The organism is Curtobacterium luteum (genome assembly GCF_001475545.1).
Taxonomy (GTDB): Bacteria; Actinomycetota; Actinomycetes; order Actinomycetales; family Microbacteriaceae; genus Curtobacterium; species Curtobacterium luteum_A.
In genome coordinates this window covers 1-604 of record NZ_LDQC01000179.1, presented here as the reverse complement: position 1 = coordinate 604, position 604 = coordinate 1, and the positions used below count along the sequence as shown (strand labels likewise).

1 protein-coding gene is annotated in these 604 nt (G+C 68.5%); it reads left to right on the top strand.

Features of this window, described 5'->3' with window-relative positions; all coding sequences use genetic code 11:
* Window positions 1–604, top strand: a 604-nt coding sequence (locus tag NS184_RS17030; RefSeq protein WP_275935042.1) for a glycosyltransferase family 2 protein, incomplete at both ends; no start/stop codon positions are given.

Sequence of the window (604 nt, the reverse complement as noted above, 5' to 3'; positions counted from 1 at the left end):
CTCGCCCGCGCGCTCGACGTGAACCGCGACGACGAGGCGCAGCCGATCATGCCGCTGGCGACGATCTCGGTCACCGAGGACATGGCCACCGCGATGCGCCTCCACGGCTTGGGCTGGAAGTCGGCCTACCACGACGAGATCCTCGCGACCGGCCTCGCGCCGGACGACCTGCCGACGATGCTCGTGCAGCGCCTCCGCTGGGCGCAGGGCACCATGCAGGTGTTCTTCCGCGAGAACCCGCTCGTCCAGAAGGGGCTCTCGTGGGGCCAGCGGCTCATGTACTTCTCCACGATGTGGAGCTACCTGTCGGGTTTCGCCGCGATCGTCTACATCGCCGCCCCGGTGCTCTGCCTGTCGTTCGGGGTGATCCCGGTCCAGGCCTACAGCGTCGACTTCTTCGCCCGGCTCATCCCGTTCCTCGTGCTCAACCAGCTCCTGTTCTGGGTCGTCGCCGCCGGCCGACCGACCTGGCGCGGGCAGCAGTACTCGCTCGCGCTGTTCCCGGTGTGGATCGAGTCGGTGACGAGCGCCTTCGAGAACGTGTTCCGCGGCAAGCCCCTCGGGTTCCGGGTGACGCCGAAGGTCCGCGACGAGTCCGACCAGA